The sequence below is a fragment of the Acinetobacter sp. T_3_1 genome, from assembly GCF_025377055.1.
Classification (GTDB): Bacteria; Pseudomonadota; Gammaproteobacteria; order Pseudomonadales; family Moraxellaceae; genus Acinetobacter; species Acinetobacter kookii.
The window spans coordinates 107,299-120,516 of record NZ_JACHVD010000008.1 but is presented as its reverse complement, the minus strand read 5'-3'; the positions used below and the strand labels follow the sequence as shown (position 1 = coordinate 120,516).

Genomic DNA, 13,218 nt, shown 5'->3' with positions numbered 1-13,218 from the left:
TCCGAAGCATCTAGAGTTGCGACCAGTTCAATCGGGCTTTCCAGACGTTGCAAGAGTGTTTTAAGTTGTGCTGAAGTATTTTGGTCTAACATGGCTAACGTCTCCAAGGGAGTAAATGCTTATTTAATAAAGCTATATTAAGATAAATATTTAAATAGTTAAAACAGTTTGTTTTTATTATTATAATCGAAATACCAAATCAAATGAATTTTATCCTGCCCTTAAGCATGACTAAAATCACCTGACTGAAAGAAAGCATCAAAAATAAAAAAGCCCTTCTGTGGGCTTTTGTATGGCATCATTTAAGCTGCATACGCTGCTCAACCCTAAATATCCGCCTTTTTAAATGCTGCGACAGCAGCAGCAGAATTGCACTTAAAATTCCAAGCAGTATGGCGGCAGCAATAATTAAAATTTGTACCACTGAACTCATCTGCTCTGCCTGGGCTACCTGTCTGGAAACAATTTTTGCCATTGGCGTTAAACTCTGACCATAAAGCTGGTGCTGCATGGTCCAAAGCTGTTCGGGTTTAAAACCATATTCAAAAAAATCAGGATCTGTTTTTTCCGCTTTCACTAAAGCCAGCACTTGTGGAATAGCCGCATCCTTATCCACCGGTGTATGCAGCAGCGCAGCTTGTGCCAGCAGATAAGCTTTGACGGGCTCATCTACATTACTACGCTGTAAGTACTGGGCCAATTCGCTTTGCTGAATATTTTTATCATAGTGAATAACGTCACTATAAGCCTCATTTTCTTCATTATTTAACTCATATTGCAGATAGGTCAAGCCTGACCACAGCACAATAAAGGCAATCAGCCAGCCCACAAACTTCAAAATAAAAGACTGAAAACGGACATAGAAAAACCGTATTTTCTTTAAAAAATGAATGACAAAAAACGCGCCCATAAAAGAAACAAACAGCTTCAGAATTAGCCAGCCAAACCATGACAGCAGGTTGCTAAAATAATCCCGATGCTGACCCAGTTCAGCAAGGTTTGCATCGACACTGAGCGGGATATGCAATTGTTTCAGTTCCGTCGTAATACCGAAAAAACTATAGACAAAATCATGTTGCAGAAAAAAAGCCACCACGGAAGCCAGGAAAATGGTGCTGCTGGTGATCGCCCATAACATCACATTGCGTTGACGCTTCTTCAGCATCACCACACCATTCTCAATCTGTTGCAGATTCACGGCATATTCATCTAAGGGAGGCAAACGCTTTCTCCTAAAGTGCAGACAATGAACTTAAACGAATAGTTAAGATTTATTCACTCCACTGTTACTGGATTCTATCACCAAATGGTTCAGATTTTCCTGCAAGGCACGTAAACGCGTTGTTGCTTCGGCGCGTTTTTGCATCCCCTCTTTTTGTACCTGAATCACGTCGTTTACTGTTTTAATGAGGGTATTCTGCACATGTTCAAGCGTTTCGATATCAATCACTGAACGCTGGTTGGCTTTGGCCGTAGCCACCGAGTTTTGGTGCAGTAAGTCGGCATTACGGCGTAACAGGTCATTGGTGGCATCATCAATGCTATTGGCCAGCTGGACACTGTTTTTCTGTTCATGCAGAGAAATAGCCAAGCTGATCTGATTTTTCCATGCCGGTAAGGTAATGTTTTTAATGGCATAAAATTTGTCGACCAACATCAGGTTATTGGACTGGATAATCCGGATCATCGGCAAGGTTTGCATGGCTGACTGCTGTAAAACCTGTAAATCACTGACCCGTTTTTCCAGATTATTGGCCAGATGATTCAGGTCATAGACTTTTTGCACCGTAGGTTGATCTTGGGTTTGGGCCGTTAAATGTGCAATGTGCTGCTGAATTTCCTGCTCTTTCAATTTTCCCGCCGCAATATAGATGCCCAGCTGTCTGTATTCCTCCTGCACACCCTGAAACATTTTATCCAAAGTGTCCACCCGGGTTTTCAAGCCCGATTGGGATGTTTCAATTTCCTTGACCAGCACATCAATCTGTTCTTTGGTACTGTTAAAATGCTGATCAAAGTTTTGCTTGGCGCCTTTCATTTTACTGATCAGGCCGCCCAGGAAACCGGAACTCTTTTTCTTGTTTAAAATACTGCTGCTATTCAGCTGCCGGGCAACCTGCACCACCTGATTTAACTTTTGGCCGGTCGTGTCCAGTTCTTTGTTTTGTACAAGATTCAGCAGTTCATCGGTATAACCCGACGTTTTTGTTGCAATATTCTTCCCATATTCCGCAACTGCGTTATGGCTCATTTCAGCCAGTTCTTTATGCGCATTCATCACTTCATTAAAGTCTGAATGCTGCAAACCAATTTCTTGTAAATTCAGTTGCTGAAACTTTTGCTGAACAAGATCCTGAGTGACTTCAGCGGGTAAATCTTTAAGTTCAAAATCGGTCATGCTTCACCTGAATAGAATGATTAATGTATGGGTTTCTCGAGTGATTTTCTTAAAGTATGAATTAACTTCTCTCTGCTATGATCCAGCTTGTCCAGTTCAATGCCCGAACTGTTCTGCTGACTTTGTTTAACATGATATTGCCAGGCAGGAATCAGTACCTGCTGCGCCTCTTTAAAACGGTCCAGCAAATTAAAAGAAAGTTGCTGCGATAATTGCATTTGTGTAATTGCAATATCATTACTGGCTTGCAAAGTTTGTAATGAATTGATTTTTTTAGATAACCTTTCAGAAAAGTTATCCAGAGGATGGACATTCCTGACGAAATTTGGATATTCCAGCAAAAACTCTTGCGCAGCCCGAATGTATTTCGCCATTTGCTCCCGATACCCGAGCAACTGCTGAAAGCGTGCCTGGGACTTCTGTATTTCAATCTGCAATTTTTGACTTAAATGATTGGCCCGATTGAGCAATTGATCCAGTTTTTTGTAATACTCGACCTGCCCGGAGCCATATTCCAGATCAATCCCCAGCCACTTTTGCAAGGCATTAAACTTGCGGCTGCTTAAATATTTTTTTGAATCGGCCAATGCCTGAATCAGCTGTTCTATGGTGCTGCTCAATTGCTGGGTCAGATGTGGATCGACTCCGTTTAATAGAACAGACTGAGCCTGAATGACTGAATCGGCATAATGATTCAGACGATACTGATCCTGCAGCAAAGGGACCAAATCATTCTGCTGAATAGAGAGCAGTTCAGCCCGATTCACTTCAATGTCGGCCAAGGCAACAAGCATATCTATCTGAGACATAATATTGGAAACTCAACAAAATCATTTTTATAGTACGGCTTTTGTAGCAAAGATCATGTAGTGTTTTGCAAATTTTCTAGACCTGCATCAGAGCTGTTGCAAAAGCTCAGATATGGTTCGGCAATTCGTCGGAAAAACAATCTGCTCCAGCAAAATAATTAATTTATTATTCAAATATTTATAAAATAAAAGACTCATACAGATCATTTTCAGCAAGTATTTTTATCGGATTGTCCGGGATTTGATTACTGAATTCTTTATCCTATGCTTCAGCGAATACAGGAGTATTCGGCAGCAATGAAAATTCAAATAAAAAATCGATTTCATGGAGCTGAATCGGAGAATAATATTATGAAAAATCAAAATTTTTTCCTCAAATGGAGTGTAAAGGCATTATTTGCATCACTCGCATTTACATCCCTCAATGGCAATACAGCAACATCGGTAATGCCTGCACCAGCGAATAGCCAACAGGTCTTTTTTGTAGGCAATAACTGGGATGGAACAGTGACCGTCATTCGTCCATCGGGTGATTTTGGCAAGATCGGTGTGATCAACATGGTTCCTGATCGCAAAGAGCGTTTGTTGGAAATCCGCCTCAATCCAATTAAACTGATTGCCTATACTTATATCCAGTCCACCGCCGGGGAAGGTAATGATCAGCTGGTAGATGATATGTACTCTACGCCAGATGGTCAGTCAGTGGTTGCCTCTCGCCCAAGTTTTGCCGATGTCGTTTCGATTAATATTGCGACGGGCAAAATCAACTGGCGTACTCCTGTAGAAGGGTTCCGTGCCGACCATATGGCGGTTTCTCCTGATGGCAGACGCTTAGCCGTATCGGCATCTTCTGGCAACGTGGTTCATGTGCTGGATATCAACACGGGTAAAGAATTGGGACGCTTTGCAACAGGCGACAAACCGCATGAAAATATTTTCTTTAACGGCGGCACAAAAATTCTAAACTCAGCCATTGGTAATGTGGAAACCTCTATGGATGCTGCATGGCAAGATTTCACCAAGGGGAAACGATTCCTCACCATTGCCGATGCCAATACCTTTAAAGTCCTCAAGACCATTGATTTCCGTCCGGCGCTGGATGCAGTGGGCCGTAAAGATCTGTCCAACTCTGTACGTCCAATTGTCCTGAGCAATGATGAAAGTAAAATTTATGCCCAGGTTTCATTTTTTAACGGTTTAATCGAATATGACCTGAATCAGAATAAAGTTACTCGCATTGGTCAATTACCGGGCAGCTCGACTATTCCTTCAGACCGAACCAAATATGTAAACGACTCGCGTCATCATGGATTGTCGATTAGTGGCGATGGTGAAAAACTGTGTGTCGCCGGCACCATGGATGACTATGCAACGATTGTCGACCGTTCAACCTTAAAAGCGGGCAAGCTAATTCCTGCAGGCAAACCCTACTGGGCAACACAAAGTCCTGATGGCAAAAGCTGTGTAATTTCTGAGAGTGAGACTGATGTGGTTACCGTGATTGATTTTGCAACGGGCGAAAAAGTAAGAAGTGTTCCTGTAGGAAATCACCCGCAACGTGTTCGGATCGGTTATGCACCTGCGGGCTGGTCAACACCTTAACTGTTAATTTTTTATCAACTGTACGGACCTGATCTTTAGATTGGGTCTGCTTTCATTTAAATGCAAGAGCAGGATTTCTGGCATGGATCGCAGTATACGACTTGGTCTTATCATTGGTTTTATTGTGACCTTGTCACTCTTCCTGGTGGTTTATATGTTTAGACCTCTTCCCCCTTCCCCTCCATCTGCATCATATACAGCCCAGGCAAAAGAAAAACCCTCTCCAGCTGTAGCCGCTCCTGTTGAAAAGGAAGCGGTATCTGACATACCAGTTCAAACAGATACAGTGTCGGCATCCAGTCAGGCAGCACTCATTCAACAGCGTGACCAACTGTATAAAGATTTTGCAGGAATTAGCGACGCGTTGAGTCATGGACAACAACCCGATTTACGTCAGGTAAGCCAAATGCTGGAACAGCAAAAACAGCTGGTTAAAACAGGTACGGTTGCTGCAGATGAAGCCATTTCATATTGCCAGTTTTTAAGGCAGATTTTACCTGCAATGGAGCATCAGATTGATCAAAATATTATAGAGTTAGAGAAGCTTAAGCGTAGCGCTAAATAGAAGTACAGTCGTAATAATAAATAACGTTAATGAACTTCTTTTATAAGCGCCTTTTATTTTTCTCTCTAAAGGAGAAATAAAATGCAAACAGCTTTAATCAATCTCTTTCAAACAATCCCGACACACCTGGATTTCTTTATCATCAACCGTGTAGTCAACTTCAGTAGTACCATGCAGGCCCAATAAGCACATTAAGAATTGGAGCATCATTTTTCCCCAAAAAAAAGTCCCATGCGAGGGATGCATAGGACTAAAACTAAAGAAACTACAGCGTTTCAATTTGTTGGCGCATTCTAAATATGTATTAAAAATATATGAATAGCAAAAACTACCAAAATTTATAATAGAAGAAATTTTATAGATGAAACCAGAATATTTTCATGCCTTGGTTTTATTCATATTCTAGAAAAAGAAAGCCCCGAAATATTAATGACGAGGCTTATATGTCGTAATACTTTCGACAAAAGATAAAAAATCTTCAATAAAAAAAACCTGCTTAACTCTCCAAGATTAAACAGGCTTAATTGCGCTAATATCTTAGAATTTTTGGAGTTATTATTTGTTTTCAGTGAATATAAGATTAAATTATTTCAACATTGTGAAAATAAAAAAATATGATTATTAATTTAATTAATCGCATTTTTTTTGATCAGTCATTGCTTCACTTCTGTCAAGCAATAACGACATGCCTTAATTTTTTTTCACCATCAAGCGTGTATTCAATTTCAGTCGCCTCATGAAGACCCAATAAGCCCATTAAGAAACGGATTTTCTCCATGCAAAAAAAAGCCCACACATGGAAAGACGATGTGGGCTTGTAAACTAAGAACTCCGGAAGAGCATTCAGAAACTACAGCAGTTAATGTTGGTTATTTTATACACTATTCAAGCAACATTCAGTGGCGGAATATATCAAAAATTAAAATATTATTAGTTTAATCAAAATTTTAGAACGACTTGATTAATAATATATCAAATATTAAAAAACCCGCTTAATCTGGGGATGTGATTAAGTGGGTGAAGTCTTTGATAGCCATTTTATTATTTTTATTCATGCTGTGCTCTCTTTAATGTAGTTAAAAGTTATCACTCCAAAGTAAATTACAAAGTATAAAAAATATGCAGGAATAGTTTTCCCCAGTTACTTTTTAGTTATTTTTTGATTTTTGTTAGACAATACTTATTAAAAATTTAATCTGGGTGGCCCTGATATTGCTTACACAGAAAACATTTCTCAGGGCTTTAAAAATGCTTACATTCCTGTAAGCATTTGTGGTACTTCTCGTCTTTCCGAGTGTGGCTCTGAGGTTGGCGGTGCAAAGATCGTATTGATCAAGGCTATGAGCTCAAAATTGGTATCCGCTTCTGAATTGGCTCAGCAATATGGAATTAGTGCTGATGCGGTCCGTGATCGCTGTGTAGAGATCAACAAAGGTACTCGTGGTAAATGCCTTTATGATCCAGAACAAGCGAATTTAATTTTAACCGCTAGGCCTGTGGCTAAGCGAGGACGCAATAGAAAGAATTAATCATTTTTTATAAAGGGGTAAACATGCAAAAAAAGTCATATAAAACTGCTGGTATAGTGGGCACGATCATTGTCGCAATTATTCTGGCCTTAATTATTATACCGGCAAGCTTTACGCGCATCACCGATGCAGATGTTGGTATTCGTCAAACGTTCAGCGGTGAAATTGAAGATACCGTACTGGGGCAAGGATTACATCAAACCGTGATTGGTGATGTAATCAAAGTATCAAAGCGAAATCTTGTGCTTAATGTTGAATCTCAACCTATTGTAGTTGAAAAGATTCCAATGCAAGATTTTCAACTAAAAGTGAATTACGGGATTGTGCCATCAAATGCTGCAATCGCGTATAAGACCGAAAAAGCACAGCACATTATTACAGATGATGGTGATGTGTATTTACTAGGTCAGTATGTGCAGTACGTTGCAAACTCGGCAATCAATGATGTTGTGAGTCAATATAAAGCTTTAGCTGTGAATGACAATCGAGCAGCCATAGAAACTGAAATCAAAAATAGCATTAATGTTAAATTAAAAGCTCAGGGCAAAGATAAATTTGTCAAAGTTAATGAAATTAACATCTTAAAAGTTTCACCACCTAAATCTATTTTGGATTCATCATTAGCAATTGTTAATTCTCAAAATGCTTTAAAGACAAAGCAAAATGAATTAGAAACCGCACGTGTTGAAACTGAAATTAAAAAAGTACTTGCTGAGAATGCCTCTGAAAAATACGTTGATCTCCTTCGTGCTGAAGCTGAAAAAACTAAAGCCGAAGCATTATTGAAAGCAGCTGAAAAAGGCACTTTAAATACGATGGTTATTGTTCCAGACAAGTTTACTGGTGTAGGTCAATTAAAATAATGAAAAAGCCCTCGATAAGAGGGCTTTTTCTTCACTATCAATTTTAATCACTTTAAAGTTTGATTATTCACATCAGGTTTTTCTACTGATTTAGGTTTGTCCTTAGTAAGTGCTGACGTGTTAACCTCAATAAAATCTGCTTTAGTTCCTACAAGCCAAACGCATTTTACAATTCCTAATGCATTAGGCTTTGAAGCAACAGTCTCTTTATGTGCTTACCAGTAATGCCATCAAAACAAGCCAACCATTCGAGTAATGGAATTATTAGCTTAAGCAGGATTCGGGTTATTTATGAAAAAGTGTTTTGAATGGGTAATGTTGTTTTATGCCTTGATCTTCAGCAAATTTATTGGCCTTAGGCTCAAGCGCTTTTTGTGCAGCCCATTGCTCGCATTCTTTTGCAGTATCACGAGTTGCAGATGAACACTTGCATTGATTATGATCTCAATATAGAAAGCTTCTCCACGCTTACGAGGCTTCGGTAATTTCATGACGTAAATTAAACTGCATTATCGGCAAAAAGTACCGATTATAAAGATAGTGCAGATAACGACATACATTATTCAAGACAATAAAAAAGGGCTTTAAGCTACTGTTTTCGCTTAAAACCCTTATAACATAACGTTTAGAATATTGGTAGGTATAAGCAGACTCGAACTGCTGACCTCTACGATGTCAACGTAGAATCTTTTTAAGTAAAACAATAGCTTATTTTAGTTTGGGATAATCTTGGTCTAAACACGACTTTATCCACAAGTCTTGAAATCCTCGTGTAAGTCTATTTTATCATTTATTTGGCAATATCAAAGATAAATATGGTCGGTTAATTTGAAACGTTTTGGTATATGGTGGAACAGCTATCGTAGCGCCTCAGCGTGCACACGAATTACATTTTAAGTTTTTGTTTTAATTATATTTATATTATCACTTAAAAATATGTACTACCAAATGTACCACTAAAAGAAAAAGTGCCTTAAATTCTAGTCTTCTTTTAATAAATTACACCATTAAAGCATAGATGATACGCCTCAATTATCGGAAAGAAAAAATGAAAACATGGCTCTACTTTTGCATTGAACACACGATAAAACATATGGAAATTTTTAGGAAGGAGCCTGGATGGGCTGGGGTTGAAAAGTAATAATTTGTGAGGTTTAGCTGAGATGCTTTAAGGTTCTTTTCCATGAAAAAAAAGATTAATAGTTGCTTATTTTATTAAAAACATATTTATAAGAAGTATAAAAAGAAATACAATTCAGTGTACTTAATAACTGCTTCACCTTCTTATGAATTTTATCGTCAAAAAGAGAGGATTCCTCGCCCTAATATTTTCTTTTATTTTTTCGCTTTTTATAGTGTTGCTTCCTTGGCAAACATTAAAACAATCTGAATATACTGACCGTACTAATTATATTGAATATATTAACAATTCTATAAACAAAATTTATTGGTTTGATTACGAAAGTATTTTATCTAAATTATCAAATGAATGGCTATGGCATCAAATATTAGATATCTGCACAGAAGTATTGAAACTCAATTCAACTGAAATTATATTTTTTATTAGTTTTTCTTTAGTTTTTTTATCCTCAATTTTTCTGACTAAAAGATATAATTACCTAAGTTGCATATTGCTTTTAACACCAGTTTTTGTTGATTTCATGTATTCACAATTGCGATTAGCTTTTGTGATCGCAATTCTTCTTGTGGTTTACTATTTATATAGAAGAAAAAGCTTATTAACTTTTCCTTTAATTGCAATAACTCCATTCATTCATACCTCTGCTCTTATATTTATTTCTTTTTTTATCATTTCATTATTTCTAGAAAAGAAATTTTTACAAATTCCTAGAATAAAGGTACTATTCTGTATTTTATTAGGCATAGGTTTTGGTATCCTCACGGGTCCACTTCTTTCAAATATTTTATCAACCATAGGTGATAGACGTGCAGACTATAAGGACATGTCTTCTTCAGTAGCCTATATGTCATTCTGGTTAGTATTATACTTATATTATATTTTGAAAGGTTTTTTTGAAAATAAGAATAGAACTTTTTTATTTTATGTATCTTTGAGTATTTTAAGTTTAGTAACTACTCAAACATTTTTAGGAGGCTATCCATCTCGTTATTTAGTAGCTTTTTTTCCATTTTTATTAGGATCCATGATTGAAATTAAAGGCAAAGAACAATCAATAATATTTTTATGTTATTTTGCTTATACATTATTACTATGGACATATTGGATTAATAATTAAAAAATATAGAACTCATCCCATCTAGTCGATAATAGAGAAAAATAGCTTTATCTTTTTTTGTCGCCTGTTATTTTAATTATTAATTTTGATCCTGATGATGTGATGAATAGATTTTTTTGAAAATTCTAATTATACCCCCTAGGGGATGGCCTTTACAGCTGGGCTGAATATATGAAAAAGCTTATATTTAAAGAGATTGGATAATCTAATATGCAAGCCCTCACTTGAGGGCTTTATCTTCCGGCCAAACTTCACTTATTCTTTCGACATCAATTGCGTGGCCATCTGCTTTTTCTGCCATGCTTCGATATTCTGCTGCGCATGATTCGAGTAGCTCACTGTTGGTAATGGTGTACTCAATGATGGTTTGATCGGAAGCCGTGGACAGACGTTTGTTGGCTTCACTAAGTTGCTTTGACAACCCACTAGCAGCCAAGTCAGCACTACGAGCGGCAGCATTCGCATCTTGTATTTTTTTAATCGCATTTTGTTCTACCTCAATATATTTATCTGACCAGGCTTTTTCAGTGATGGCTTTCTGTTCTTTGGCTATTTTAATAGCTGCTTGATAAGGCTTAATAGCTTTGTCCACACGTGTATCACAAGCAATTTCAGCTTTGCGTAAATCACCAGCCAAGCTATTCGATTGCCATGTTTGAAAAAATAGGCATAGTAAAAGCACGATAATCAAAGTCCAGCGCTTGTTATTCCAAATCCATAAAAGTATTGGCATTTACTGCGCTCCCATACATTTTTGATAACGATCAACTTGCCGGGCCCACACGCCATAACAATTGTTAGATCGGACAGAGCAATCACGCTTGGCCACATATTTCCACTTCAACAATGACTGGCATGCCTGGACATATTTACCCTGTTTTAAGTTGCGAAGCATGGATGAGCTATTCCATGCTGTGATGCCAAACTGATAAACAAAGTCGTTATACAAGTCATACTCGACCTGCGAAACTTTCACGCCCTGCAGAGATTTGTTGAATGCTGGTGCATTCTTTTCGATATGGCATTTAAGCTGCTGAAGTGCTTTCTCTTTCGAAATAGCCGGATCTTTTAGCGTGACTTTCTTGCCATCACAGTAGACAGTTGTGCCGTTGCCGATTGTTGGAACGTCTCCTTTCACTGGAATTACAGGTTTAGGTGCATACCCTTCTTTAAGAGCAGTTGCTTGAACTTGCTCAGTGCTAACCCCAGATATAAAAAAACCGCCTAATGAGGCGGTTAAAGCTGTACCGATAACAAAGTATTTAGTCTTTGACATTGCATTCACCATTTAATTTTCGCTTTGTCAGCTCATGAATTTCTTTTTCACGCTGATTCCGCTGCCATGAAAAGTACACATTGATGAGCAAACCAAGCACAGCAACCCCAATACCAACCCACCCCATCCAATCGATGCCCATAAAAAAACCGGCTGCACTTGCCGCACCGCCGGTTACTGTTGCTTTTGATCCTAAAGCTGCTGCAGATGTTTCCGCTACTGCTGCGGTGGTTTCAGACATTTTGCCCCCTAATTTTTGGTAATAAAAACCCTGATCTAACTAAAGATCAAGGCTAGTAGGTTTGTTGAGTATTATTTAAACTTAAGAATTAGACGTGCATTGCTTGTTACCATGCCAATAGAAACAGATAGAGTGTTTGTAGCAACTGGTGTTAAAATCTTAACATTATCAGTTTTTTCAACCACTTCAAATGTACGCCCTTGTAAATGTTCTGGCAGAGTAATAACGTCCGTAAATTCACCACCATGCCAATCTAAAAATAAGAAGTTACCCAAATCAGAACGAATGTCATATTCAGTAGTTCTGCGTGATTCAATGGGTCGCTTAAAGTATTTACGATAAGCCACGCCAGAATAACTAGCTCCAGCGCCTAATGTCTTCAACCCATCAACAATATATGGATACACCTTAGCATCAAACTGACTGATCTGAATACCTTTACTCGTTAGAGTGTTGCGAACATCAGGGGCGGCATCTAATACGGGCAAATATCCTGTAGCATAGCCTAAATCACCGGAAAGCATAACCAAACGATCTGGAAGTACAGCGCCAGTTTCTGTTCGTGCTGCCGTGAAATCTATACGGTTTGTTATTGTTAAGTTCGTAACATCTGTTGGTTTACTAAAGTTGTAATTCACAGATTCATGCGTAAATGCTATGGAACGTGGGACGTAGTACAGAACTTCGCCATTCACAGCTTGCATGCGCGCTGACTGAGTAAACATGAGATCAGTGGCAGAACTTAGCCCTTTATATGTAAAAAATCTTGCATAAATCGTATCGCCGCCATTCACGTCAAATGAATGAATATTATTTACATTTAACGCAGATTCCGCATTATAACTCTTAACCTCTTTACCACCATTTAAAATTAACCACTCAACAATATCCGATTTTTCCATTAAATCGTAAGATTCAGAGATTTTCAGAGAATCATTAAAGCCTGTGGTTAATGTTGTATCAATTACCGACTTATCATCAACATGAACTTTAACACTATGGTTTTTTAGCATTGGATACCACTGTTTTGCAGTGACAGATAAAGGCTTGAATGCAGTGGTATTGGTTGCTCCACTAACATGAATAAGTGTACCCCCTAGCCTGAAGCTAGTATTATCACGCCGAGATGTAATGGATATCTCAGTTGGACTGATTATTTGGGTAATTACCCATTCCTTACTGCCATCAGTCCATACACTACCCACATCCGATATAGTTTTATCATGCTGTTGCAATGTCAATATTGTGCGAGAGTATCCATGCCTACCACCAATAGTCGCACCCATCATGCGTACTGGAGCAGCATCATCACCATTTTTGCGAATTACTTTTCCATCAAATTTATCATTATTAAAGTTAAATACTGCGCTTTCATTATAAGTTACAGGATTAAATACCTTGATACCAATGTCGAATAAGCCAGATTTAATCCATCCAATACCATTTGTTAAATTAAAAGTAGCTTTTGAAGGCATGCTAGGAGTGGCTATTTCATCTGGTGAGCTTGGTATTTCAGGCTGAGTTTGTGCTTCTTCAGATGGGTTAGACGTTGGCGGCTCACTTGGTATTACTGGTGTGGGAGCCATTGGAGGTTTGTTATTATCCCCATTAGCACTACCCCCACCACACGCCGTTAAAACCAAAGCAATAATTACTAAAATAATTTTTCTCATATTT

Annotated in this window: 11 protein-coding genes and 1 pseudogene; 4 read left to right on the top strand and 8 right to left on the bottom strand. The window is 38.1% G+C overall.

Features of this window, described 5'->3' with window-relative positions; all coding sequences use genetic code 11:
- The 4 genes and pseudogenes from H4I94_RS09900 to H4I94_RS09885 all read right to left on the bottom strand — a co-directional run.
- A pseudogene (locus H4I94_RS09900) lies at positions 1 to 92 on the bottom strand (alkyl hydroperoxide reductase); the annotation flags it as partial.
- Positions 93 to 298: 206 nt separating this feature from the next.
- Entirely contained in the window at positions 299 to 1,222 is a 924-nt protein-coding gene (locus H4I94_RS09895) for a hypothetical protein (RefSeq protein ID WP_261182990.1), read from the bottom strand.
- Between the two features lie 42 nt (positions 1,223 to 1,264).
- On the bottom strand, positions 1,265 to 2,398 hold the full coding sequence (locus H4I94_RS09890; protein WP_180043880.1) for a toxic anion resistance protein: 1,134 nt from the start codon (positions 2,396 to 2,398) through the stop codon (positions 1,265 to 1,267).
- Positions 2,399 to 2,418: 20 nt separating this feature from the next.
- Entirely contained in the window at positions 2,419 to 3,207 is a 789-nt protein-coding gene (locus H4I94_RS09885; RefSeq protein ID WP_261182989.1) for a tellurium resistance protein, read from the bottom strand.
- Between the two features lie 351 nt (positions 3,208 to 3,558).
- Here H4I94_RS09885 and H4I94_RS09880 point away from each other — a divergent pair, with 351 nt between their 5' ends.
- From H4I94_RS09880 to H4I94_RS09865, 4 genes are all read left to right on the top strand, one after another.
- Positions 3,559 to 4,809: a YncE family protein gene (locus H4I94_RS09880; RefSeq protein WP_261182988.1), complete on the top strand. Its 1,251-nt coding sequence runs from the start codon at positions 3,559 to 3,561 to the stop codon at positions 4,807 to 4,809.
- 82 nt (positions 4,810 to 4,891) lie between these two features.
- Positions 4,892 to 5,374, top strand: a complete 483-nt coding sequence (locus H4I94_RS09875; protein WP_261182987.1) for a hypothetical protein — start codon at positions 4,892 to 4,894, stop codon at positions 5,372 to 5,374.
- A 1,552-nt stretch (positions 5,375 to 6,926) separates the two neighbouring features.
- Positions 6,927 to 7,766: an SPFH domain-containing protein gene (locus tag H4I94_RS09870; protein ID WP_261182986.1), complete on the top strand. Its 840-nt coding sequence runs from the start codon at positions 6,927 to 6,929 to the stop codon at positions 7,764 to 7,766.
- 1,286 nt (positions 7,767 to 9,052) lie between these two features.
- Complete coding sequence (locus H4I94_RS09865) at positions 9,053 to 10,024, top strand: EpsG family protein (RefSeq protein ID WP_261182985.1); 972 nt, start codon at positions 9,053 to 9,055, stop codon at positions 10,022 to 10,024.
- Between the two features lie 220 nt (positions 10,025 to 10,244).
- Here H4I94_RS09865 and H4I94_RS09860 read toward each other — a convergent pair whose 3' ends face one another.
- From H4I94_RS09860 to H4I94_RS09845, 4 genes are all read right to left on the bottom strand, one after another.
- Complete coding sequence (locus H4I94_RS09860) at positions 10,245 to 10,757, bottom strand: hypothetical protein (RefSeq protein WP_261182984.1); 513 nt, start codon at positions 10,755 to 10,757, stop codon at positions 10,245 to 10,247.
- Positions 10,758 to 11,300: a glycoside hydrolase family protein gene (locus tag H4I94_RS09855; RefSeq protein ID WP_261182983.1), complete on the bottom strand. Its 543-nt coding sequence runs from the start codon at positions 11,298 to 11,300 to the stop codon at positions 10,758 to 10,760.
- The gene (locus tag H4I94_RS09850; protein ID WP_086197789.1) at positions 11,287 to 11,541 is read right to left on the bottom strand and encodes a holin; all 255 of its coding nucleotides are present in this window, start codon (positions 11,539 to 11,541) and stop codon (positions 11,287 to 11,289) included. The genes H4I94_RS09855 and H4I94_RS09850 overlap by 14 nt, the downstream gene beginning before the upstream one ends.
- A gap of 71 nt (positions 11,542 to 11,612) precedes the next feature.
- The gene (locus H4I94_RS09845) at positions 11,613 to 13,214 is read right to left on the bottom strand and encodes a hypothetical protein (protein ID WP_261182982.1); all 1,602 of its coding nucleotides are present in this window, start codon (positions 13,212 to 13,214) and stop codon (positions 11,613 to 11,615) included.
- Positions 13,215 to 13,218 lie beyond the last annotated feature (4 nt).